This window comes from Pseudomonas nitroreducens, from assembly GCF_024170165.1.
Lineage (GTDB): Bacteria > Pseudomonadota > Gammaproteobacteria > Pseudomonadales > Pseudomonadaceae > Pseudomonas > Pseudomonas nitroreducens_C.
The window spans coordinates 84,955-107,552 of the sequence record NZ_JALJXP010000008.1 but is presented as its reverse complement, the minus strand read 5'-3'; the positions used below and the strand labels follow the sequence as shown (position 1 = coordinate 107,552).

22 protein-coding genes are annotated in these 22,598 nt (G+C 66.9%); 14 read left to right on the top strand and 8 right to left on the bottom strand.

Features of this window, described 5'->3' with window-relative positions; genetic code table 11:
- The first annotated feature begins 14 nt into the window (after positions 1-14).
- The 3 genes from J2T47_RS17365 to J2T47_RS17355 all read left to right on the top strand — a co-directional run bounded on the left by J2T47_RS17365 (position 15) and on the right by J2T47_RS17355 (position 3,799).
- Positions 15-1,907: a sensor histidine kinase gene (locus tag J2T47_RS17365; RefSeq protein ID WP_253449671.1), complete on the top strand. Its 1,893-nt coding sequence runs from the start codon at positions 15-17 to the stop codon at positions 1,905-1,907.
- Positions 1,904-3,238 (top strand): sigma-54-dependent transcriptional regulator, encoded by a 1,335-nt coding sequence (locus J2T47_RS17360; protein WP_253449275.1) that lies wholly within the window; start codon positions 1,904-1,906, stop codon positions 3,236-3,238. The genes J2T47_RS17365 and J2T47_RS17360 overlap by 4 nt, the downstream gene beginning before the upstream one ends.
- A gap of 111 nt (positions 3,239-3,349) precedes the next feature.
- Complete coding sequence (locus tag J2T47_RS17355) at positions 3,350-3,799, top strand: hypothetical protein (RefSeq protein WP_253449272.1); 450 nt, start codon at positions 3,350-3,352, stop codon at positions 3,797-3,799.
- Positions 3,800-4,234: 435 nt separating this feature from the next.
- Here the strand turns inward: J2T47_RS17355 and J2T47_RS17350 are convergent, their stop codons facing one another.
- On the bottom strand, positions 4,235-5,200 hold the full coding sequence (locus J2T47_RS17350; RefSeq protein WP_253449269.1) for an AraC family transcriptional regulator: 966 nt from the start codon (positions 5,198-5,200) through the stop codon (positions 4,235-4,237).
- A 168-nt stretch (positions 5,201-5,368) separates the two neighbouring features.
- Between J2T47_RS17350 and J2T47_RS17345 the strand changes: the two genes are divergently transcribed.
- The 3 genes from J2T47_RS17345 (at position 5,369) to J2T47_RS17335 (ending at position 6,991) form a co-directional block, all read left to right on the top strand.
- The gene (locus J2T47_RS17345) at positions 5,369-6,262 is read left to right on the top strand and encodes an NAD(P)H-binding protein (RefSeq protein WP_253449266.1); all 894 of its coding nucleotides are present in this window, start codon (positions 5,369-5,371) and stop codon (positions 6,260-6,262) included.
- A gap of 120 nt (positions 6,263-6,382) precedes the next feature.
- Entirely contained in the window at positions 6,383-6,625 is a 243-nt protein-coding gene (locus J2T47_RS17340; RefSeq protein WP_253449264.1) for a hypothetical protein, read from the top strand.
- 108 nt (positions 6,626-6,733) lie between these two features.
- Positions 6,734-6,991, top strand: coding sequence for a hypothetical protein (locus J2T47_RS17335; RefSeq protein ID WP_253449261.1), 258 nt, complete (start codon positions 6,734-6,736; stop codon positions 6,989-6,991).
- On the opposite strand, the gene J2T47_RS17330 is transcribed toward J2T47_RS17335, so the two are convergent.
- The gene (locus J2T47_RS17330; RefSeq protein ID WP_253449258.1) at positions 6,970-7,581 is read right to left on the bottom strand and encodes a class I SAM-dependent methyltransferase; all 612 of its coding nucleotides are present in this window, start codon (positions 7,579-7,581) and stop codon (positions 6,970-6,972) included. The two genes, J2T47_RS17335 and J2T47_RS17330, sit on opposite strands and share 22 nt — an antisense overlap.
- Before the next feature lie 241 nt (positions 7,582-7,822).
- On the opposite strand from J2T47_RS17330, the gene J2T47_RS17325 reads away from it, so the two are divergent.
- The 5 genes from J2T47_RS17325 to prpF all read left to right on the top strand — a co-directional run bounded on the left by J2T47_RS17325 (position 7,823) and on the right by prpF (position 14,809).
- Positions 7,823-8,545 carry a GntR family transcriptional regulator gene (locus tag J2T47_RS17325; RefSeq protein WP_253449255.1) on the top strand — a complete coding sequence of 241 codons (723 nt, stop codon included), beginning with the start codon at positions 7,823-7,825 and terminating at the stop codon, positions 8,543-8,545.
- Positions 8,542-9,429, top strand: coding sequence for a methylisocitrate lyase (prpB, locus tag J2T47_RS17320; protein ID WP_253449252.1), 888 nt, complete (start codon positions 8,542-8,544; stop codon positions 9,427-9,429). The genes J2T47_RS17325 and prpB overlap by 4 nt, the downstream gene beginning before the upstream one ends.
- 215 nt (positions 9,430-9,644) lie before the next feature.
- On the top strand, positions 9,645-10,805 hold the full coding sequence (gene prpC, locus J2T47_RS17315; RefSeq protein WP_081517267.1) for a bifunctional 2-methylcitrate synthase/citrate synthase: 1,161 nt from the start codon (positions 9,645-9,647) through the stop codon (positions 10,803-10,805).
- Between the two features lie 14 nt (positions 10,806-10,819).
- Positions 10,820-13,429 (top strand): Fe/S-dependent 2-methylisocitrate dehydratase AcnD, encoded by a 2,610-nt coding sequence (gene acnD / locus J2T47_RS17310; RefSeq protein WP_253449668.1) that lies wholly within the window; start codon positions 10,820-10,822, stop codon positions 13,427-13,429.
- A gap of 192 nt (positions 13,430-13,621) precedes the next feature.
- The gene (gene prpF / locus J2T47_RS17305; RefSeq protein WP_253449249.1) at positions 13,622-14,809 is read left to right on the top strand and encodes a 2-methylaconitate cis-trans isomerase PrpF; all 1,188 of its coding nucleotides are present in this window, start codon (positions 13,622-13,624) and stop codon (positions 14,807-14,809) included.
- A gap of 141 nt (positions 14,810-14,950) precedes the next feature.
- Here the strand turns inward: prpF and J2T47_RS17300 are convergent, their stop codons facing one another.
- Genes J2T47_RS17300 through J2T47_RS17290 form a run of 3 tightly spaced genes read right to left on the bottom strand, consistent with a single transcriptional unit; the run spans position 14,951 to position 16,635 of the window.
- Complete coding sequence (locus J2T47_RS17300; RefSeq protein ID WP_253449246.1) at positions 14,951-15,541, bottom strand: LON peptidase substrate-binding domain-containing protein; 591 nt, start codon at positions 15,539-15,541, stop codon at positions 14,951-14,953.
- 18 nt (positions 15,542-15,559) lie between these two features.
- Entirely contained in the window at positions 15,560-16,273 is a 714-nt protein-coding gene (locus J2T47_RS17295; protein WP_253449243.1) for an LrgB family protein, read from the bottom strand.
- Entirely contained in the window at positions 16,273-16,635 is a 363-nt protein-coding gene (locus tag J2T47_RS17290) for a CidA/LrgA family protein (protein ID WP_253449240.1), read from the bottom strand. Before J2T47_RS17290 ends, J2T47_RS17295 begins: the two co-directional genes overlap by 1 nt.
- A gap of 178 nt (positions 16,636-16,813) precedes the next feature.
- Here J2T47_RS17290 and J2T47_RS17285 point away from each other — a divergent pair, with 178 nt between their 5' ends.
- From J2T47_RS17285 to J2T47_RS17275, 3 genes are all read left to right on the top strand, one after another.
- Entirely contained in the window at positions 16,814-17,269 is a 456-nt protein-coding gene (locus J2T47_RS17285) for a MaoC family dehydratase (RefSeq protein WP_045217066.1), read from the top strand.
- 105 nt (positions 17,270-17,374) lie between these two features.
- Entirely contained in the window at positions 17,375-19,105 is a 1,731-nt protein-coding gene (locus tag J2T47_RS17280) for a C13 family peptidase (RefSeq protein WP_253449237.1), read from the top strand.
- A gap of 30 nt (positions 19,106-19,135) precedes the next feature.
- Positions 19,136-19,777 (top strand): oxidoreductase, encoded by a 642-nt coding sequence (locus tag J2T47_RS17275; protein WP_253449234.1) that lies wholly within the window; start codon positions 19,136-19,138, stop codon positions 19,775-19,777.
- Positions 19,778-19,968: 191 nt separating this feature from the next.
- Here the strand turns inward: J2T47_RS17275 and J2T47_RS17270 are convergent, their stop codons facing one another.
- The 3 genes from J2T47_RS17270 to mpl are packed head-to-tail and all read right to left on the bottom strand — an operon-like array spanning position 19,969 to position 22,230.
- Positions 19,969-20,256, bottom strand: coding sequence for a YceK/YidQ family lipoprotein (locus tag J2T47_RS17270; RefSeq protein ID WP_253449232.1), 288 nt, complete (start codon positions 20,254-20,256; stop codon positions 19,969-19,971).
- Positions 20,246-20,875 carry a flavin prenyltransferase UbiX gene (gene ubiX / locus J2T47_RS17265; RefSeq protein WP_253449230.1) on the bottom strand — a complete coding sequence of 210 codons (630 nt, stop codon included), beginning with the start codon at positions 20,873-20,875 and terminating at the stop codon, positions 20,246-20,248. The genes J2T47_RS17270 and ubiX overlap by 11 nt, the downstream gene beginning before the upstream one ends.
- Before the next feature lie 2 nt (positions 20,876-20,877).
- On the bottom strand, positions 20,878-22,230 hold the full coding sequence (mpl, locus tag J2T47_RS17260) for a UDP-N-acetylmuramate:L-alanyl-gamma-D-glutamyl-meso-diaminopimelate ligase (protein WP_253449228.1): 1,353 nt from the start codon (positions 22,228-22,230) through the stop codon (positions 20,878-20,880).
- Positions 22,231-22,598 lie beyond the last annotated feature (368 nt).

Genomic DNA, 22,598 nt, shown 5'->3' with positions numbered 1-22,598 from the left:
CGGCCCCGGCGACTGTGCTGCAATGCGCTTCCAGCCCATTGCCGTCGCCGCTCACCGTGAAGCCACGCCTCGTGCGCAACTACCTGTTGCCCCTCCTGCTGCTCCTGCTCACCCTGGGCTTCGGCTACGGCGGCTACCTGATCAGCGAAGGCGCCGGCACCCGCAGCCTGATCGAGAGCGGCGAACGCCAGCTGGAACTGCACGCCCGTGGCGTGGAAAGCGAGATCAGCCGCTACACCTACCTGCCCAGCCTGCTGGAACTCGAAAGCAGCGTCAGCCGCCTGCTGGTGGACCCGACGCCGCTGCACCGCGACCGCGTCAACCACTACCTGGAAGGCCTCAACCGCCGCGCCGGCAGCCGCGCCGTTTACCTGCTGGACACCTCAGGCCGCGTGCTGGCCACCAGCAACTGGCAGGACGCCGACAGCTACCTGGGTGAAGACCTGTCCTTCCGCGCCTATTTCCAGGAAGCGGTGAACGGCCGCCCCGGCCGCTTCTACGGTATCGGCAGCACCACCGGCGAGCCCGGTTACTACCTCGCCCACGGCCTCGTGCATGGCGGCAGGATTGTCGGCGTCGCGGTGGTCAAGGTGCGCATGGAATCCCTCGAAGAACGCTGGGAGAAGGCGCGTCTGCAGGCCTTCGTCAGCGACGAGAACGGCATCATCATCCTCTCCAGCGACCCGGCCCTGCGCCTGAAGGCCGTGCGTCCGCTCAGCGACCAGGACAAGGAACGCCTCGCCCGCAGCCTGCAGTACTACTGGTGGGCGCTCAACGAATGGCAACCGCTGTCGCGCAACCCCCTCGGTGAAGGGGTCGAGGAAATCAGCTTCCCGCCGGGCGAACACGCCGACAGCCACAAGCCGCTCAGCTACCTGATGCAGACGCGCCAGCTCAGCGACACGCCGTGGAACTTCACCCTGCTCACCCCGCTCGCCGACCTGCGCCGCGAAGCACTGATGCACGGCGTGCTGGCCGCCGTCGGCTTCGCCCTGTTCGCCTTCCTGCTGATCGCCTGGAACGAACGGCGCAAGGTCATCGCCACCCGCCTCGCCGCCCGTGAGGCGCTGGAGCAGGCCAACAACGCCCTGGAGCGGCGCATTGCCGAGCGCACCGCCGACCTGCGCGCCAGCAACCAGCACCTGCGCGAACAGATCCGCGAACGCCGGCAGGCCGAGGACACCCTGCGCAAGGCCCAGGACCGCCTGGTCCAGGCCGGCAAGCTGGCGGTGATCGGGCAGATGTCCACCAGCATCGCCCACGAACTCAACCAGCCGCTGGCGGCGCTGCGCACCCTGTCGAGCAACAGCGTGCGCTTCCTCGAGCGTGGCAAGCTGGACGTCGCCAGCAGCAACCTCGAAGCCATCGCCGAAATGGTCGACCGCATGGGCCGTATCACCGCCAGCCTGCGCGCCTTCGCCCGGCGCGCCGACGATCACGGCCAGGCGACCCTGAGCAAGGCGGTGGACGCCGCCGTGATGGTGCTGCAGGGGCGCCTGTCCGAAGTGCCGGTGACCCTGCACCGTGACTACCCCGACGCGTGTCTGGCCATCGACCAGACGCGCCTGGAACAGATCCTGGTCAACCTGATCGCCAACGCCCTCGACGCCATGCGCCCGCAGGACGACCGCCAGCTCTGGCTGGAAGGCCGCAGCGAAGGCGACGGCCACTACCGCCTGGTGGTCCGCGACAACGGCCCCGGCATCCCGCAGGATCAGCGCCAGCACCTGTTCGAACCCTTCTTCACCACCAAGCCCGGCGAACTCGGCCTGGGCCTGGGCCTGACCCTTTCGGCCAGCCTCGCCACCGCCGCCGGCGGCAGCCTCGGCGTGACCTACCCGGAGGCCGGCGGCACCGCCTTCGAGCTGCACCTGCCGCTGCTACCGGCCATGGAGACACCCGCATGAGCGACCCATCCCTGCGCGTCCTGATCGTCGAGGACGACCCCCACGTGCGCCTCGGCTGCCAGCAGGCGCTGGCCCTGGAAGACATCGAGACCGACAGCGTGGGCAGCGCCGAGGAAGCGTTGAAAAAGGTCGGCGCCGACTTCCCCGGCATCGTCGTCAGCGACATCCGCATGCCCGGCATGGATGGCCTGCAACTGCTGGAAAAGCTCAAGGAACGCGACCCCAGCCTGCCGGTGGTACTGATCACCGGTCACGGCGACATCGCCATGGCGGTCAAGGCCATGCGCGACGGCGCCTACGACTTCATGGAAAAACCCTTCTCCCCCGAGAAGCTGGTCGACACCGCGCGCCGCGCCCTCGCCCAGCGCGCGCTGACCCGTGAAGTCAGCCAGCTGCGCCGCCAGCTCGCCGGCAAACAGGCACTGGAAAGCCGGCTGATCGGCCGTTCGCCGGCCATGCAGGCGCTGCGTGAACTGATCGCCAACGTCGCCGACACCTCCGCCAACGTGCTCATCGAAGGTGAGACCGGCACCGGCAAGGAACTGGTCGCGCGCTGCCTGCACGACTCCAGCCGGCGCCAGCCCAAGCCCTTCGTCGCGCTCAACTGCGGCGGCCTGCCGGAAAGCCTGATCGACAGCGAAATCTTCGGCCACGAGGCCCACGCCTTCACCGGCGCCGGCAAACGGCGGATCGGCAAGATCGAACACGCCGACGGCGGCAGCCTGTTCCTCGACGAGATCGAGAGCATGCCGCTGAACCTGCAGATCAAGCTGCTGCGCGTGCTGCAGGAACAGCAGCTGGAACGCCTGGGCTCCAACGAACTGATCCGCGTCGACTGCCGGGTGATTGCCGCGACCAAGTCCGACCTCGCCGCCATGGGTCGCGAAGGCAGCTTCCGCAGCGACCTCTACTACCGCCTCAACGTCATCACCCTGAACCTGCCACCGCTGCGTGAGCGTCGCGAAGACATCCTGATGCTCTTCGAGCACTTCCTGCAGCAGTCCTCGCTGCGCTTCGACCGGCCGGCGCCGGCCATCGACAACGCCACCGCCGCCACCCTGATGGCCCACGACTGGCCGGGCAACGTACGCGAACTGCGCAACGTCGCCGAACGCTTCGCCCTCGGCCTGCCGGTGCTGGCCGGCGGCAACCTCGGCCCGGACGCCGGCGAACCGCGCTTCGCCGAGGCCGTGGAAGCCTTCGAGAGGAGCCTGCTGTCCACCGCCCTCGAACGCCACGCCGGCAACCTCAGCCAGGCCGCGCACGCCCTGGGCATGGCCAAGACCACGCTGTTCGACAAGGTGAAGAAGTACGGCCTGAAAAGCGAATGAACGGCACCTGCTTCGCAAGTGCCTGACCTGTAGGAGCAGTTCCCATTGATCTGTGCCGCCCCGTCCCGGACACTATCGGCCTTTGAACCGGCCGCACGAGCGGGAGCCAACATGTCCACCCAAGCCGAAACCCTCTGGAACCAGCTCTGCGCCGACGCCGGCGTCGATCCGCAACAGCGCATGGCCGCACGCCAGGCCATCCTCGCCGACAGCAGCGCGCTGGACGCCACCGTCTACCGCCCGGACGACAACGACCCGGATGCCGAAGAACAGGACATGGGTGATGCCAAGGTGCTCTTCCTCGGCCCCTTCGACCCCCCCACCGAATGGGACGCAGCCGAGCGCGAAGACTTCTTCGACGACGCCGACCCGGCGCTGTTCTTCAGCGTTCGCATCGAGTGCGAAGCCCAGCCCGGCACCTCCGCCTTCTTCGTCCCGGAAGTGGGCGACTACCTGGCAGTGATGGACGGCGGCAAGATCCAGATGTACTTCCTCCACGACTGGCGCGAAGACGAAGACGGCTGCACCTGCGTGCTGATCCGCGACGATATCGAGCTCTGATCTCTTCCTGCCGCCGGCACAAGCGTAGGGCGCATAACCTGGAACAGGTTATGCGCCGAAGCCTCGCAGTGAATGCCACCCTGATGGATTTCGCGGACAAGGTCCGCTCCTACACAGTGCGCTCTGGCTCTGGCTCTGGCTCTGGCTCTGAAATATTTCCAGAGAAATGACCGCACACTCCGACTGCCCCGTTCAGCGAGGGTATTTTTCGCCCCAAGCGAAAAACCGGATGTCCGGGGCAAGCCTTTTGGTTACTTTTCGGCGTTTGGAAAAGTAACTCGCCCGAGGGGGGCGAAACACGAGGTCCGCGCGCACGCCGAAGCGGCGCAGAAACACCCAAGCCAACGCAGCAGACCTGCAACACCAGAGCAAAAGAAGCGTCGGCCCTGCCGACGGATCGCGGGCATGGCCCGCTCCTACAGTCGACGGCACAACCTAGCTGCGCCGCACGCTGCCCGGTGAGACGCCGATAAAGCGCTTGAACGCCCGGCTGAACGCCGCCTCGGACTGGTAGCCGAGTCGCTCGGCCAGTTCGGCCACGGCGATCTCCCGCTCCTGCAGCCAGCTCAGCGCCACATGCATGCGCCAGCGAGTGACGTAATGCATGGCCGGCATGCCGACCTTTTCGGCGAAACGGGCGGCAAAGGCGGAGCGCGACATGGCCGCTACGCCGGCCAGCGACGCGAGGTTCCAGTCCCGCGCCGGGTCACGATGGATCAGGCTCAACGCGCGGCCCAGCTGGCGATCCTGCAACGCGCCGAGCCAGCCGGTCTGGGCCGTGGGGTCCTGCTCGATCCAGGCGCGGATGGCCTGGATCACCAGGATGTCGGCCAGCCGGGTGATCACCGTTTCGCCACCGGGACGCATGGCCCGCGCCTCGTTCTCCATCAGTTGCAGGGTGCTCATCAGCCAGTCGCGCTGGCCGGGATCGCGCACCTGCGCCTCCAGCACGCGCGGCAGCAGGCGCACCAGTTGCAGCGCGGCGGGATGGTCGAAGCGCACGGCACCGCAGATCATCGCCGTCGGCTCCCCGCCACCACCCTGGCGCAGCACTTCGTAGCGGTCGCTGGCGTAGGCGCGCGGCAGGTCGAACAACCCCGCCGCCGTCTGGCCCGGTGCACTCACCAGGCGATGGCCTTCGCCGTGGGGTACCAGCACCAGATCGCCCGGCACCAGCCGACGCGGCTCGTCGCCCTCGGCTTCCAGCCAGCACTCGCCGACGGTCAGCACGTGGAACATCAGGCACTGCGGCATCGCCGGCAGGTCCAGCCCCCAGGGCGCGCTGAACTCCGAGCGGCAATAGAAGGTGCCGCTCATGCGCAGGAAATGCAGCGCCTCTCCCAGGGGATCGGTGGATGCCCAGGCATCGGTCAGGTCCGGAATCGCAGTAGGAGCATTCATGGCCTTGAGACTGGGCCGGCACTCCGGCGGCGTCCAGCACTTCTGGACGAATGAGCATGAAGTTGCGATTTCCAGACATTAACCGTCCAGAAATTCAGCAGCAGACTGAACCCAGGCCAACGAACCCACGGCGGGCGCCGCGGGACGGCCAGCAGCGAGGACACCGCCATGATCACCGTAATGGGAGCCACCGGCCGTACCGGTTCGAGAATCTGCCAGACCCTGCTGGAGGCGGGCGTGCCCGTCCGCGCCCTGGGCCGCAACGCCGAACGCCTGGCGCCGCTGACCGCCGCCGGCGCGCAGATCGCCGTGGGTGAGCCGCACGACGCCGCCTTCCTCAGCGAGGCCTTCCGAGGTTCGGAAGCGGTCTACACCCTGCTCGCCTACGGCCCGGACACCGAGGACTACCGCCAGCAGCAGGCCGCCCAGGGCGAGGCGATCCTTGCCGCGATCCGCACCAGCGGCGTGCGCAGAGTGGTGTTCCTGAGCAGCGTGGGCGCCGGGGTGCCCTCCGGCACCGGGCCGATCATCAGCATGCACGATCAGGAACAGCGCCTGCGCCAGCTGCCGCCGGAGGTGGATGTGCTGATGCTGCGCTCCGGCGCGCTGTTCGAGAACCTGTATGGCGCGCTGGAAATCGTCCGCGCCTACGACTGCTACAGCGATGCAGTGGCGCCGGACGTGCCGGTGCCGATGGTCGCCGCCCGGGACGTCGCCGACGCCGCCAGCCGCGCCCTGCTGGCCCGCGACTGGCAAGGTCGCGTGACCCGCGAAGTGCTCGGCCAGCGCGATATCAGCTATGCCCAGGCCACCCGCCTGCTGGGAGCAGCCATCGGCCGGCCGGACCTGCCTTACGTGCCGGTATCGCCGCCGGAACTGGCCGCCGCGCTACAGGAAGCCGGTTGTTCCACCAGCGTTGCCGGGTGCTACGCCGAGCTGGGCGAGGCGATCAGCAGCGGGCGGGTTCGCGCGCTGGAGGCACGCTCGGCGGCCAACACCACGGCGACGCGCTTCGAAGACTTCGCCCAGGACTGGGCGGCGGCCTACCGGGCATTGCCGTAAGAGCGTGCCGTCGGTCAGTGCAAAATAATTTCCTACAAATATATCGGAGGGTTCTGATGAATTCGGCGCTGGTCCGCTGTCTAGAGTACTCGCCCCTTTCGCAACGGCCGGACCACCGCCATGAACCTCGCTCCCGACAGTCTCTGGGTCGATGTGGAGACCTGGTCTCCCTACCGCCCGCAACGCATTCTCCACGGCCGCATCAGCCGCGAGGATTACCTCGCCCTGCGCGACGGCCGCGCGCCCTTCGAGGTGCGCCTGGGCGATTGCCAGAGCCGCCACTGCCCCACCGGCCCGGTGCAGGACCTGTTCCTCAGCGGCACGCACATCCTCAACGTCACCCCGACCGACCGGGTCGCCTGATGCGCCCGGGATAGTCCCACAGGCCATTCAGAACAACCTGACAGAGACCATTCAGGCCGGACGCTAAGGTTTGTCACCTCTTCTCACCCTCAGTGGAGTGATGTGGCAATGGACGATCAGCTCAAGGTCGAAGTCGTGGTTCGCGCACACAACCGCGAGTCCTCCGTGCTCCAGGGCTGGATCAGTCCGGGCGACTACCACGCGCTGTGCGACGGCGCGGCACCCTTCGTGGTGCGCGTGAACGACTGCCAGTCGGACATGGGACTGCTCGAACACCCGGAAGACCTCTACGTGCGCAGCGCCTACATCCTCAGCATCGAGGTGCTCGACCGCCTGCCCGCGCGTCAGTCGGCCATGCCGCGGTAGACGTAGGTCATCGGTCGCGGGCCCGGCAGGTAGTCCTGGATCAGTTCGCGCAGGTGGAAACCGCCGGACTCGATGATCGCCGGCATGTCGCGATCCAGATGGCAACCGCCGGCCAGCGGCTTCCACACCGGCGTCAGCCGGTGCTGCCAGGCGCGTACGCCGGCATCCGGCGCCAGCCCGTGCTCACAGAAGAGGAACTCGCCGCCGGGCTTGAGGACCCGACGCATTTCCTTCAGCGCCGCCACCGCATCGGGGATGCTGCACAGGGTGAAGGTGCAGACGATGCTGTCGAAGCTACCGGCGTCGGCACGAATCTGTCCCAGCTCCAGCGCCACCATGTCCACCGGAATGCCAATGGCCCCGGCGCGGCTGCGGGCAAGCTTCTGCATCTGCGCCGCCGGGTCGACGCCGACGATTGTCGACACTTTCGCCGGGTCGTAGAACGACAGGTTCAGGCCGGTGCCCATGCCGATCTCCAGCACCCGACCGCGAGCACGGGGCACCAGCAGCGAGCGCTGCTTCATCACATCACCCATGCCGCAGGCGAAGTCGATCAGTCGGGGCAGCACGTAGCGATCATAGAGTTGCATGGGCGATCCTTCCGTCGTTTAGCCGATCCTAGCGGGCCTGCGCCGAACCGGCACAGCGGCCGACGAGGGGATATCCGCCATTCTCGCGCACCATTCATCCGCGGGGGCTGCCGCCGGAACCGCCGCCACGGCATAACCACGAACCCTGATTAGACGATTGTCGACAATTCATCAGATCTCGATTGACCCAGAGGGTTTACGGGGGTAGCTTTCGCCGCACATCAAGAAGATTGTCGACACCATGAGCGATAGCCTGATTCTTCCCACCCCTGCCAGCGACGACGGCGAGACCCTGTCGGAACACGTGTTCCGCAAGATCCAGTCGGCCATCGTCCAGGGCGAGATCGCCCCCGGCAGCAAGATTTCCGAGCCGGAGCTGGCGCGCACCTACGGCATCAGCCGCGGCCCGCTGCGCGAGGCGATCCACCGCCTGGAAGGCCAGAAGCTGCTGGTGCGCGTGCCCCACGTTGGCGCCCGGGTGGTTTCGCTCAGCCACGAGGAGCTGCTGGAGCTCTACGAGATCCGCGAATCCCTCGAAGGCATGGCCTGCCGCCTGGCCGCCGAGCGCATGAGCCAGGCCGAGATCGACGAGCTGCGCCGGGTGCTCGACACCCACGAGCGCGACGAGGCCTTCCAGGCCGGCCGCGGCTACTACCAGCAGGAAGGCGACTACGACTTCCACTACCGGATCATCCAGGGCAGCGGCAACCGCACCCTCACCCGCATGCTCTGCGGCGAGCTGTACCAGCTCGTGCGCATGTACCGCCTGCAGTTCTCGGCGACGCCCAACCGCCCGCGCCAGGCTTTCTCCGAGCACCACCGGATTCTCGATGCCATCGCCGACCGTGACGGCGAACTGGCCGAGTTGCTGATGCGCCGTCACATCGGCGCTTCGAAACGCAATATGGAGCGTCACTACCTGGACGCCCAAGCCAAGACAGCCAACGAACGAGGTGAACAATGAGCTACAAGACCGCCGGCCAACGTTTCCGTGAAGCCCTTGCCGAAGAAAAGCCGCTGCAGGTGATCGGCGCGATCAACGCCAACCACGCCCTGCTGGCCAAGCGCGCCGGCTTCAAGGCCATCTACCTTTCCGGTGGCGGCGTGGCGGCGGGCTCCCTCGGCCTGCCGGACCTGGGCATCAATACCCTGGACGACGTGCTCACCGACGTTCGCCGCATCACCGACGTCTGCGACCTGCCGCTGCTGGTGGACATCGACACCGGCTTCGGCCCCAGCGCCTTCAACATCGAGCGCACCGTCAAGAACCTGATCAAGGCCGGCGCCGCCGCTGCGCACATCGAAGACCAGGTCGGCGCCAAGCGCTGCGGTCACCGCCCGGGCAAGGAAATCGTCTCCACCCAGGAGATGGTCGATCGCGTGAAGGCTGCCGCCAACGCCAAGACCGACCCGGACTTCTTCCTCATCGCCCGCACCGACGCCATCCAGGCCGAAGGCGTGGACGCCGCCATCGAGCGCTGCCAGCGCTACGTCGAGGCCGGCGCCGATGCGATCTTCGCCGAAGCCGCCTACGACCTGCCGACCTACAAGCGCTTCGTCGACGCGCTGAACGTGCCGATCCTGGCCAACATCACCGAATTCGGCGCCACCCCGCTGTTCACCCGCGACGAGCTGGCCTCGGTCGGCGTGGCCATCCAGCTGTATCCGCTGTCCGCCTTCCGCGCTGCCAACAAGGCCGCCGAAACCGTGTACACCGCCATCCGCCAGGAAGGTCACCAGCAGAACGTGATCGAACTGATGCAGACCCGTGCCGAGCTGTACGACCGCATCGGCTACCACGCCTTCGAACAGAAGCTCGACGCGCTGTTCGCCGCCGGCAAGAAGTGATTTCCCCTTCGTCCAGGCCAGTCCTGAACGAAGCGCAGGGTGCATAACGTCACAGACGTTATCCACCCTTGGCTGTGACGGCGGATAACGCTTTGCGTTATTCGCCCTACGCCAGGTCGGCCTCCCGCGTGGGAGCCGGCCAACCAGATTCGAACCGATATCCCGGCCACGCCGGGGACAAGAACAAGCAACCGGATTTGATGAGGAGACACGCGATGAGCGCTACCGCAGAAACCACCACCGGCTTCAAGCCGAAGAAGTCCGTGGCCCTGAGTGGCACCGCCGCTGGCAACACTGCCCTGTGCACCGTCGGCCGTACCGGCAACGACCTGCACTACCGTGGCTATGACGTACTGGATTTCGCCAACCGCTGCGACTTCGAGGAAATCGCCCACCTGCTGGTGCACGGCAAGCTGCCCAACGCCGCCGAACTGGCCGGCTACAAGGCCAAGCTCAAAGCCCTGCGCGGCCTGCCGGCCGGCGTCAAGGCCGCCCTGGAAACCCTGCCGCCGTCGGCCCATCCGATGGACGTGATGCGCACCGCCGTGTCCGTGCTCGGCTGCCTGTCGCCGGAGAAGGATGACCACAACCATCCGGGCGCCCGTGACATCGCCGACAAGCTGATGGCTTCCCTGGGTTCGGCGCTGCTCTACTGGTACCACTTCAGCCACAACGGCAAGCGCATCGACGTCGAGACCGACGACGACTCCATCGGCGGCCACTTCCTGCACCTGCTGCACGGCGAGAAGCCCCGCGAGTCCTGGGTGCGCGCCATGCACACCTCGCTCAACCTGTACGCCGAGCACGAGTTCAACGCCTCCACCTTCACCTCCCGGGTGATCGCCGGCACCGGCTCGGACATGTTCTCCTGCATCGCCGGCGCCATCGGCGCGCTGCGCGGCCCGAAACACGGCGGCGCCAACGAAGTGGCCTTCGAGATCCAGAAGCGCTACGACAACCCGGACGAAGCCGAGGCCGACATCCGCGCCCGCGTCGAGAAGAAGGAAGTGGTGATCGGCTTCGGCCACCCGGTCTACACCGTGTCCGACCCGCGCAACAAGGTGATCAAGGAAGTCGCTCACCAGCTGTCGAACGAGCAGTCCAACACCAAGATGTATGACATCGCCGAGCGCCTGGAAACCATCATGTGGGACATCAAGAAGATGTTCCCCAACCTCGATTGGTTCAGCGCCGTGAGCTACCACATGATGGGCGTGCCCACCGCGATGTTCACCCCGCTGTTCGTCATCGCCCGTACCGCCGGCTGGTCCGCCCACGTCATCGAGCAACGCATCGACGGCAAGATCATCCGCCCGAGCGCCAACTACACAGGCCCTGAAGACCTGAAGTTCGTGCCGCTCAAGGACCGTAAATAACTATGAACGCCACCGTGAACAGCCAATTCCGCAAGCGCCTGCCCGGCACCGCGCTGGATTACTTCGACGCCCGCGAGGCGGTCGAGGCGATCCAGGCCGGCGCCTGGGACAAGCTCCCCTATACCTCCCGCGTGCTGGCCGAACAGCTGGTGCGCCGCTGCGAGCCGGCGGACCTGACTGCCTCCCTGGAGCAGCTGGTCTACCGCAAGCGCGACCTCGACTTCCCCTGGTACCCGGCGCGCGTGGTCTGCCACGACATCCTCGGCCAGACCGCACTGGTCGACCTCGCCGGCCTGCGTGACGCCATCGCCGAGAAAGGCGGCGACCCGTCCAAGGTCAACCCGGTGGTGCCGACCCAGCTGATCGTCGACCACTCGCTGGCCGTGGAAGCCGCCGGCTTCGACCCGGATGCGTTCGAGAAGAACCGCGCCATCGAGGACCGCCGCAACGAGGACCGCTTCCACTTCATCGACTGGACCAAGACCGCGTTCAAGAACGTCGATGTGATCCCGGCCGGCAACGGCATCATGCACCAGATCAACCTGGAGAAAATGAGCCCGGTGATCCAGGCGCGCGGCGGCATCGCGTTCCCCGACACCTGCGTCGGCACCGACTCGCACACCCCGCACGTGGACGCCCTGGGCGTGATCGCCATCGGCGTCGGCGGCCTCGAAGCCGAGACCGTGATGCTCGGCCACCCGTCGATGATGCGCCTGCCCGACATCGTCGGCGTCAAGCTCACCGGCCAGCGCAAGCCGGGCATCACCGCCACCGACATCGTCCTGGCGATCACCGAGTTCCTGCGCAAGGAACGCGTGGTCGGCGCCTACGTCGAGTTCTTCGGCGAGGGTGCGGACAGCCTGTCCATCGGCGACCGCGCGACCATCTCCAACATGTGTCCGGAATACGGCGCCACCGCCTCGATGTTCTACATCGACGGCCAGACCATCGACTACCTCAAGCTCACCGGCCGCGAGCCCGAGCATGTGGAGCTGGTGGAGAACTACGCGAAGACCCTCGGCCTGTGGAGCACCGCTCTGGAAACCGCCGAGTACGAGCGCGTGCTGGAGTTCGACCTGGGCAGCGTCGTGCGCAACATGGCCGGCCCGTCCAACCCGCACCGCCGCCTGCCGACCTCGGCGCTGGCCGAGCGCGGCATCGCCGACGAAGCCAAGCTGCAGGAAGGCAAGGGTGAAGAAGCCCAGGGCCTGATGCCCGATGGCGCGGTGATCATCGCCGCCATCACCAGCTGCACCAACACCTCCAACCCGCGCAACGTCATCGCCGCCGGCCTGGTGGCGAAGAAGGCCAACGCGCTGGGCATGCTGCGCAAGCCGTGGGTGAAGACCTCCTTCGCGCCGGGTTCGAAAGTCGCCAAGCTGTACCTGGAAGAAGCCGGCCTGCTGCCGGAGCTGGAGAAGCTCGGCTTCGGCATCGTCGCCTATGCCTGCACCACCTGTAACGGCATGTCCGGCGCGCTGGACCCGGTGATCCAGAAAGAGATCATCGACCGCGACCTCTACGCCACCGCCGTGCTCTCGGGCAACCGCAACTTCGACGGGCGCATCCACCCCTACGCCAAGCAGGCCTTCCTCGCCTCGCCGCCGCTGGTGGTCGCCTACGCCATCGCCGGCACCGTGCGCTTCGACATCGAGCAGGACCCGCTGGGTACCGACAGTCAAGGCAACCCGGTCACCCTGAAGGACCTCTGGCCGTCCGACGAAGAGATCGACGCCATCGTCGCGGCGAGCGTCAAGCCCGAGCAGTTCAAGCAGGTCTACATCCCGATGTTCGACCTGGGCAGCGTGCAGGAAGCGGAAAGCCCGCTGTACGACTGGCGCCCGATGTCCACCTACATCCGCCGTCCGCCGTACTGGGAAGGCGCGCTGGCCGGCGAGCGCACGCTCAAGGGCATGCTGCCGCTGGCGATCCTGCCGGACAACATCACCACCGATCACCTGTCGCCGTCCAACGCCATCCTGCTGGACAGCGCGGCCGGCGAATACCTGGCGAAAATGGGCCTGCCGGAGGAAGACTTCAACTCCTACGCCACCCACCGCGGCGACCACCTGACCGCCCAGCGCGCCACCTTCGCCAACCCGCAGCTGGTCAACGAAATGGCCGTGGTCAACGGCGAGGTGAAGAAGGGTTCGCTGGCCCGCGTCGAGCCGGAAGGCCAGGTGATGCGCATGTGGGAAGCCATCGAAACCTACATGAACCGCAAGCAGAACCTGATCATCGTGGCCGGCGCCGACTACGGCCAGGGCTCATCCCGCGACTGGGCGGCCAAGGGCGTTCGCCTGGCGGGCGTGGAAGTGATCGTGGCCGAAGGCTTCGAACGCATCCACCGCACCAACCTGGTGGGCATGGGCGTGCTGCCGGTGGAGTTCAAGCCGGGAACCACCCGCCTGTCCCTGGGACTGGACGGCACCGAGACCTACGACATCAAGGGCGACGTCTCGCCGCGCTGCGACCTGACCCTGGTGGTCAATCGCCGCAACGGTGAAGTGGTCGAAGTGCCGGTCACCTGCCGCCTGGACACCGCCGCCGAAGTGAAGGTGTACAACGCCGGCGGCGTGCTGCAGCGCTTCGCCAAGGACTTCCTCGAGTCGTCCGTGGCGTGATGTAACGGCTCCGGCCTGCCTTGTGCGGGCCGGGTTGAGAGCCCCTCTCCCCCGCCCTCTCCCTGAAGGGAGAGGGAGCTGTCCGTGCCGGCTGACGCCATGGTTTCAACCTGCACCCAACGGTCCCCTCTCCCTTCAGGGAGAGGGTTAGGGAGAGGGCAGCCCACCACCGAATTCCCAGGGACCCGACCCATGCCCCACGTACCCCAAGTGAAGATCCCCGCCACCTACATCCGCGGCGGCACCAGCAAGGGCGTGTTCTTCCGCCTGCAGGACCTGCCCGAGCGCTGCCAGGTGCCCGGCGCGGCCCGTGACCAGCTGTTCATGCGCGTGATCGGCAGCCCCGATCCGTACAGCGCGCACATCGACGGCATGGGCGCCGCTACCTCCAGCACCAGCAAGTGCGTGATCCTGTCGAAAAGCACCCAGCCCGACCACGATGTCGACTACCTCTACGGGCAGATTTCCATCGACAAGGCCTTCGTCGACTGGAGCGGCAACTGCGGCAACCTCTCCACCGCCGCCGGCTCCTTCGCCATCCACGCAGGCCTGGTCGATCCGTCGCGCATCCCGGACAACGGCACCTGCGTGGTGCGTATCTGGCAAGCCAATATCCAGAAGACCATCATCGCCCACGTGCCGGTCAGCAACGGCCAGGTGCAGGAAACCGGCGACTTCGAACTGGACGGCGTGACCTTCCCCGCCGCCGAGATCGTGCTGGAGTTCCTCGACCCGTCCGATGACGGTGAAGACGGCGGCGCCATGTTCCCCACCGGCAACCTGGTGGACGACCTGGAAGTCCCCGGAATCGGCACCTTCAAGGCGACCATGATCACCGCCGGCATCCCGACCATCTTCGTCAACGCCCAGGACATCGGCTACACCGGTGCCGAACTGCGCGAAGCGATCAATGGCGACCCCGAGCAACTGGCGCGCTTCGAGAAATTCCGCATCGCCGGCGCCCTGCGCATGGGCCTGATCAAGACCCCGGAAGAAGCCGCGACCCGCCAGCACACGCCGAAGATCGCCTTCGTCGCGCCGGCGAAGAACTACGTCACTTCCAGCGGCAAGCAAGTCCAGGCCGGCGACGTCGACCTGCTGGTGCGCGCGCTGTCCATGGGCAAGCTGCACCACGCCATGATGGGCACCGCCGCCGTGGCCATCGGCACCGCGGCGGCCATCCCCGGCACCCTGGTGAACCTTGCTGCCGGCGGCGGCGAACGCAGCGCCGTACGCTTCGGCCACCCCTCCGGCACCCTGCGCGTGGGCGCCGAGGCGAAACAGGTGAACGGCGAGTGGACCGTGACCAAGGCCATCATGAGCCGCAGCTCGCGCATCCTCATGGAAGGCTGGGTGCGGGTGCCGGGAGATTCGTTCTGAGCGCTCTCCCTGCCCGTAAAAGCACAAGGCCCGCACTCGCGGGCCTTGTCGTTTTCCACGGGCAAATCGTGCCTGGGCCTGCCCTCACCCAGTGCACCGATGTATCCCTGTAGGAGCCAGCGTGCAGGGTGCGTCGGCATGTCAGGCGACGAAGTCGCCCTGCAACTGTTCCAGCAGCACCTGGATGCGCGCCAGGCGTACGGTGGGGTCGTCCATCTCCAGCAGAACCTGCTTCTGGTCGCGTTCGAAGGGCAGCAGGTAGGCGAGCTGGCAGGCCAGGGCCTGCTGGCCGCTGACTTCGCCGCCCATCTCCAGCGCGGAGACCATGGGGTGCATGGACAGCGCTTCGAGCAGCGCCGCAAGGTCGTCGTGTTCCTTGGTCAGCGGCTGGTCGGGCTGCTCGTCCAGCCACTGCACTTCGGCCACGGTCAGCTGGTCCGTCTGCACGTTGGTGGAGAGCACGCGGAAGCGCCGGCCACCCTCGACACGGATACCCAGCAGGCCATTGGACTGCTGCTGAAAGTCACGGATATGCGCCTCGCAGCCGACCAGGCTGTAGCGCTCCGGTGCATCGCCAACCTCCTCGCCCTCGACGATGGCCACCACGCCAAAGCCGCCGTTCTGCTTCATGCAGCGGCCGATCATGTCCAGGTAGCGCGCCTCGAAGATCTGCAGGTCGAGGCGGCAGCCGGGAAACAGCACGGTGTTGAGGGGGAACAGCGGGAAACTCATGGACACTCCGTCGATTCGTCAGGCGATCAGCGCTACCGCCAACGGTAGCAGCACAGCGGTGGCCACGCCCATCAGGCTCATGGCCAGGGCGGCGAAGGCGCCGCACTCCTCGCCTTCCTGCAGGGCGCGTGAAGTACCCACGGCATGGGCGGTCATGCCCAGCGCCATGCCTTGCGCAGCCGGGTGATGCACGCCGAAACGGCGCAGCAGTTCCGGGCCGAGGATGGCACCGAGCACGCCGGTGATCAGCACGAACACCGCTGCCAGCGCCGCCACGCCGCCGATCTGGCTGGCCACCAGCATGGCAATCGGCGAGGTCACCGACTTGGGCGCCAGGCTCATCAGCAATTCGTGATCGACGCCGAACAGCCAGCCCAGGCCGATGCCCAGCGCGGTGGCGAACAGGCCGCCGACCAGCAGGGTGATCAGTGTCGGCCAGAACAGCTGGCGGATGCGTTTCAGGTTGAGGAACAGCGGCACCGCCAGCGCCACGGTGGCCGGGCCGAGGAGGATGGTCAGCACCTTGGCGCTGTTGCTGTACTCGGTGTAGTCGATACCGCAGGCCAGCAGCACCGCGATGACGATCAGCATCGACACCAGCACCGGCTGCAGGAACACCCAGCGCGTGCGCTCGTAGGCGGCCAGCGCCAGCTGGTAGGCACCCAGGGTGACGCCGACGCAGAACAGCGGATGGTGGATGACGGAGTTCAGCGCGCCTTCCCAGTCGAACATCACGCGCCCTCCTTCTGCTTGCGCTGGCGGTCGATGAGCTTCTGCATCAGCCAGCCGGCGAATACGAAGGACACCAGCAGCGACAGCGCCAGGGCGCCGACGATGGCCCAGAAGTCCGCGGCGATCTGCCTGGCGTAGACCATCACGCCCACCGCCGCCGGCACCAGCAGCAACGGCAGGTAGCGCAGCAGCGAGGCGGCCGCCTCGTTCACCGGCTTGCTCACCTCGCCGTTCCACACCAGGAAGGCGAACAGCAGCACCAGCCCAATGATCGGGCCGGGAATCATGTGCAGGATGAGAGCATTCAGGCCCGTGCCGAGCAGTTGGAACAGCACCAGCCAGGTCAGGCCGCGTAACAACATCAGGGAAATCTCCAGCGCAACGAGGCGCCATTATGCCCGCCCGGCGACCGCTATGGCTCGGCATTCGCCCAAAGCATGAATGCCGCTGCGGCTTGACCGGCCGCGGACCCCATGCTGATCTGTTGGCGGACTCTTACGCAGGCCGCACTAGAAGAACAACGATATCCCCGGAGGAAACATGGCATTCGTACCCGTTAGCGCACTGAAGGATTACATCGGCAAGGACCTGGGACATTCGCAGTGGATCACCGTCGATCAACAGCGCATCAACCAGTTCGCCGAGTGCACCGAGGACCACCAGTTCATCCACGTCGACCCGGAGAAGGCGAAGAAGACACCCTTCGGCGGCACCATCGCCCACGGTTTCCTGTCGCTGTCGCTGATCCCCAAGCTCTGCGAGGGCCTGCTGGTCCTGCCGGAGAACCCCAAGATGGTGGTCAACTACGGCCTGGACAGCGTGCGCTTCATCCAGCCGGTACCGGTGGATTCGCGCGTGCGTCTGCAGGTGACCATCACCGACATCACCGAGAAGAACCCCGGCCAGTGGCTGATCAAGGCCCGCTGCACCCTGGAGATCGAGGGCCTGCCCAAGCCGGCCTACATCGCCGAATCCCTGAGCCTGTGCTTCGTCTGACGGCTCGTCATCGACGTGCAACGCGCGTCTGAGAAAAAAGCCCGCGACCGCGGGCTTTTTTACGTCACACTCACTCTGCGCCCCACCGTCGATTCGAGAGCCCCGATGCCACGCCAACTCCTGTCCTTGAGCCTCGCCTTGCTGCTCGCCGCCTGTGGCGAAGGCGAACCGCTGACGCCTCCGGACGCCCGCCTGCCCGATGGCGCACGCTACCGTGGCGATTTAGTGAACGGCCAACTGCAGGGCCCGGGCCGGCTGGATTACAGCAACGGCGCCTGGTACGAGGGCGGCTTCGACAAGGGCCTGCAGAGTGGCCAGGGCAAGTGGAACGACGGCAACGGCACGAGCTATGAAGGCGAGTTCCACGACGGCCTTTTCGAGGGTCTCGGCCGCCTGCAGTACGCTGACGGCAGCTTCTACGAGGGCCAGTTCAAGCGCGGCGAATTCGACGGCGAAGGGCGGCTTTCCCAGAACGGCACCACCTACAGCGGCGGCTTCCGCAAGGGTCGTTACGAAGGCACCGGCAGCCTCGAACTGGCCGACGGCACCCGTCACCAGGGCTACTTCGCCAGGGGCGAGGCCAACGGTGAAGGCGCCCGCCGCGACAGCCTCGGCAACCAGTACAGCGGCCCGTTCAAGAACGGCGTGCTCGAAGGCAAGGGCATCTTCCGCGACGACGCGGGTGACCAGTATGCCGGCGAGTTCCGCAACGACCAGTTCGACGGCAACGGGCGCTTCCAGAACGCCGACGGCGATGTCTGGTCCGGTCGCTTCAAGGCCGGCGCACTGAGCGGGCCGGGTGAGTTCATCGGCACCGATGGCAGCCGCTACAAGGGCGACTTCCGTTTCTGGCGTTTCGACGGCCAGGGCACCCTGAGCAAGGCCGACGGCCAGACCTACAGCGGTGGCTTCGCCCGTGGCGAATACTCCGGCGCCGGCACCCTCACCCGCCATGACGGCAGTGTGCAGAAAGGCACCTGGAGCGCCGGCCAGCTGCGCCAGGACGCCGCCGGCAAGCTGCTGCCCAATCCGCTGGAGGTGGGGCTGCTGGAACAGGGTGCGCTGCTCGACCAGGCGCTGGCCGCCATCCCCCAATCCACTCCGGCGATCGAGCTCTACGGCGTCAGCCTGGGCGGCGACGGCAAGCAGAGCGTGTTCCTGCGCGAGGCCGACTACGTCGCCAACCTGCTCGGCGAGCGCTTCGGCGCGCGCGGCGTGGTACGCCTGGTGAACCACCGCGACCACCTCGCCGACCGCCCGATGGCCACCCGCGAAACCCTCGCCCGAACCCTGCGCACCCTCGCCGAGCGCAGCGGTCCGGAAGACCTGGTGTTCATCTACCTGACCAGCCACGGCTCCCACGACCACCAGCTGGTGCTGGACATGCCGGGCCTGAAGCTCGACGACCTGCCGGCCAGCGAACTGGCCACGCTGCTCGCCCCGCTGAAGGACCGCTACAAGGTGCTGGTGATTTCCGCCTGCTTCAGCGGCGGCTTCATCCCCGCACTCAAGGACGACAAGACCCTGATCATGACCGCCGCGCGCAGTGACCGGGTGTCCTTCGGCTGCTCCGAGGAAGCCGATTTCACCTACTTCGGCGATGCACTGTTCGCCAAGGCATTCCAGCAGACCGACGACCTCAAGCTGGCCTTCAAGCAGGCCAGCGCTACCGTGGCCAAGCGCGAGAAGGAGGAAGAATTCGAGCCGTCGGAGCCGCAACTCTGGGCGCCGGAGGCGGTCATTACTCGCTGGCAGGCCCTGCGCGCGCAGCAGTCGCACGGCGAGCTGGCGCTCGGCAATGGCGATGCGCAGGCAAAACGACAGGGCGGCAACTAAGCTGGAAAGTGTGTCAGAGGGGAAACACAGATGTACTCGAAACCGACGAATATCCTGCTAGCTGGCGCCACCGGCCTGACCGGTGAGCATCTGCTCGACCGCATGCTCAACGAGCCCACGGTCAAGCGCGTCATCGCCCCGGCCCGAAGGAAGCTGGCGGAGCACCCACGTCTGGACAATCCCATCGGCCCGCTGGCGGAACTCATCCCCCACCTGCTCCAGCCGGTGGATACGGTGTTCTGCTGCCTGGGCACCACGCTCAAGGAAGCCGGCTCCGAGGAGGCCTTCCGCAGTGTCGACTTCGACCTGCCGCTGGCCCTGGGCGAGCGCGGCCTGGCCCTGGGCGCGCGGCACTACATCGTGGTCAGCGCGCTGGGCGCGGACAGCCAGTCGTCGATCTTCTACAGCCGGACCAAGGGCGAACTGGAAGATGCCCTGCGCCAGCAAGGCTGGCAGCAACTGACCATCGCACGGCCGTCATTGCTGCTGGGCCAGCGCGAGGAAGTCCGCCTGGCCGAACTACTCGCCGCGCCCTTCTCGCGCATCCTGCCGGGCAAGCTGCACGGCATCGAAGCCATCGCCCTGGCCCGCGCGCTCTGGCGCCTGGCCCTGGAACCGGGCAAGGGCGTGCGCGTCGTCGAGTCGGACGAACTGCGCAAGCTCGGCAAGTAACCCCCCTGCCGCCCACTGGAACACCCTGTCGGAGCGGGCCATGCCCGCGAAGGCGCCAACAGGCGCCCTTGCAGGGGAATGCCCATCCAGCCGGTCAACAACATGCACGCATGTGAGCGCGGACCTGGTCCGCGATCGCGGGCGTGGCCCGCTCCTACAGGGGGAGGCGTTGCTGCGATGGGCGGGAGCGACTAGTTCCCGCCCCACACCTGCAGGCCGATGCCCAGTTCCGCGGCAAGCGACAGTGGCAGCAGCAGGGTATCCAGCAGCGCGCTGCCGGGCAGGTCGAGGCCGGGGTAGGCCGGCGCGTCGGTGCCGAAGTGATCCTTCGGACAGCAGCCGCCATTGAGCGAATACCAGTCCAGCCGGGTGCCGGCATAGATCAGCGGATCGCCGGGGCGGCTGTCGTTGAGGGTGTTCACGGTGGCGCAACCGCCCAGTTGCAAGAGCAGCAGGGCGGCGAGGAGTTTATTCGTCACTGACAAGATGGTGTTCGCCCCAGCGCGGCAGCATGTCCTGGGGAATGCCCAGCTGATTGAGGATGCGCGCGACGACGAAGTCGATCAGGTCGTCGACTGTCTGCGGCTGGTGATAGAAGCCCGGAGCGGCCGGCAGGATCACCGCGCCCATGTTGGACAGCTTGAGCATGTTCTCCAGGTGGATGCTGGAGAACGGCGCCTCGCGCGGCACCAGGATCAGCTGGCGGCGCTCCTTCAGTGCCACGTCGGCGGCGCGTTCGATGAGGTTGTTGCAGGCGCCGGTGGCGATGGCCGAGAGCGTCCCCGTCGAGCAGGGCACCACCACCATCGCACTGGGCGCGCCGGAGCCGGAGGCCACCGGGGCCATCCAGTCCTCCTTGCCGTAGACACGAATCTGCCCCGGCGCGGCGCCGGTGTATTCGCTGAGGAAAGCCTGCATCGCCTGCGGCTTGCCCGGCAGGGTCACGTCGGTCTCGGTGGCCATCACCAGTTGCGCGGCCTTGGAGATCAGGAAGTGCACCTCGCGGTCTTCCTGCACCAGGCAGTCGAGCAGGCGCAGGCCGTACTGGGCGCCCGAGGCGCCGGTCATGGCGAGGGTGACGCGTTCGGCTCCGGCCATGCTCAGCCCTCCAGCGCCTGGGCCAGCTTGCCGTGCAGGCCGCCGAATCCGCCGTTGCTCATGACCACCACCTGGGTGCCCGGCGTAGCGATGGCTTTCACGCCCGCGATGATGGCTTCCAGCGAATCGCACACTTGCGTGGGCACGGTGGAGCTGGCGACGGTGGCAGCCAGGTCCCAGCCGAGGTTCGGCGGCGCGTACCAGAACACGTGGTCAGCCTGCACCACGGACTCCGGCAGGCCATCGCGGTGGGCGCCGAGCTTCATCGAGTTGGAACGCGGCTCGACCACGGCGATCACCTTCGCTGTGCCAACGCGCTTGCGCAGGCCGTCGAGGGTGGTGGCGATGGCCGTCGGGTGGTGGGCGAAGTCGTCAAAGAGGGTCACGCCTTTGACCTCGGCGACCTTCTCCATGCGCCGCTTGACGCTCTTGAAGGCCGACAGCGCAGCGCAACCCAGCTCCGGCACCACGCCGACATGGCGGGCCGCCGCGAGGCAGGCCAGGGCGTTGGCGACGTTGTGCTGGCCGGTCAGCTCCCAGTCCACGGTGCCCTGGGCCTTGCCGTCGAACAGCACCTCGAAGTGCGAGCCGTCTTCGCTGAGCAGGCGCGCCTGCCACTGGCCGCCTTCACCGGTGGTCTGTACCGGGGTCCAGCAGCCCATGTCGATCACGCGCTTGAGCGCGGTCTCGGAAGTGGGGTGGATGACCAGGCCTTCACCGGGGATGGTCCGCACCAGGTGGTGGAACTGCCGCTCGATGGCCGCGAGGTCGGGGAAGATGTCCGCGTGGTCGAATTCCAGGTTGTTCAGGATCGCGGTGCGCGGGTGGTAGTGGACGAACTTGGAGCGCTTGTCGAAGAAGGCGCTGTCGTACTCGTCAGCCTCGACCACGAAGAACGGGGTGCCGCCCAGCCGCGCGGAGACGCCGAAGTTCTGCGGCACACCGCCGATCAGGAAGCCCGGGCTCATGCCCGCGTGCTCCAGCACCCAGGCCAGCATGCTGCTGGTGGTGGTCTTGCCGTGGGTGCCGGCGGCCGCCAGGACCCAGCGGCCCTGCAGCACGTGATCGGCCAGCCACTGCGGGCCGGAGACATAGGGCAGGCCCTTGTTCAGCACGTACTCCACTGCCGGGTTGCCGCGCGACAGCGCGTTGCCGACCACCACCAGGTCCGGAGCCGGCTCCAGGTGCGCGGGATCGTAGCCCTGCATCAGCTCGATGCCCTGGGCCTGCAGCTGGGTGCTCATGGGCGGGTAGACGTTGGCGTCGGAGCCGGTCACGTGGTGGCCCAGTTCCTTGGCCAGGACGGCCAGCGACCCCATGAAGGTGCCGCAGATGCCGAGGATGTGGATATGCATGCAGACTCCTGCAATCAAGCCTTTGAAGGCGCTTCGAATGGGCGGCAGAGTAGCATAGCGCGCCCCCGCGCGGCCCGCCGCCGGGGCATCAGACGACGAGGTGGGGAGGCGGTTCCCGTTCGAGCTGAAATGCCAGCGGGAATGCGCGGACAAGTGGAGGAATCTCGGTTTCCAGGACATGCCTCGGTGCCAGGGCCAATACCCTCTCCCCTGCCCTCTCGCTGAAGGGAGAGGGAGCAGTTCGTGCCGACTGATGCCATGGTTTCAGCTGGCACCATACAGTCCCCTCTCCCTTCCGAGCGGGGCGCGCAGCCAGGGTTAGGGAGAGGGAAAGCCCAGGTACGGGCTTTCAGAGAAAGACAGTTGCT